We start from the raw sequence: 780 nt of genomic DNA on the forward strand, positions 1-780 counted from the left end.
GCGCCGCCCGCCCCCCGCGCGACGCGCCACCCCCTCGACTGTTCCTGCTGAGGGGAGCGCCCCCGCCGCCGGGGACGCCGCGCGCCCCCGCGGGGCTCAGTGCTGCGGGCGTCGACCGTACTCGGAGACCCAGCGCGAACCGAGCAGCACGATGTCGGCCGTCTCGACCGGACGGCCGGTGGCCTGGTCGTAGTAGGTGCGCTCGATCGCCATCACCGGGACGGCGGGTGCCGCGGCCGCGGGGGGGGGGGGGGGGCGGGGGGGGGGGCGCGGGGGGGGGGGGGGGGGTGAGGCGGCGGGCGTGGCGCGCTCCGAGACCTGCCGCTGCGGGCGCGGGGGCTCGCGGGGAGCGCCCGACCCCCCCCCCCCCCGGCGCGGGGCGCGGGCCGCGGGGCGCGGCCCCGCGCCGGCGGCTGGCCTGGCGGGCGGTGACGCGTTCGACCGGCGTGCCGGCCTCGATACCGATCAGAGCCATCCGGTCGGCGACGCCGATGCCCGCGTGCGGGCCGGCCTCCGGTAGGACGATCAGGCTGCCGCCGGTGATCGCCATAGGTTCCCAGCTCTCGGCGAGCTGGGCCGGGTCGCCGTCTGCCAGATACACATAGCTGGTGTGCATCACCGGATCGCCCGGCTGGATCTCCAGCCGGGCCGCGATCCGGGCGTCGGGGGGGGGGGGGGGCGCGGGGGGCGGGGGGGCCCGCCCCCCCCCGCCCCCCCCCCCCGCCCGCGCGCGCGCCCGCGCGCCCGCGCCCCCGCCCCCGCGCCGGCGCCCGCCCACAC

It is taken from the genome of Kitasatospora sp. NPDC059747 (assembly GCF_042732955.1).
GTDB lineage: Bacteria > Actinomycetota > Actinomycetes > Streptomycetales > Streptomycetaceae > Kitasatospora.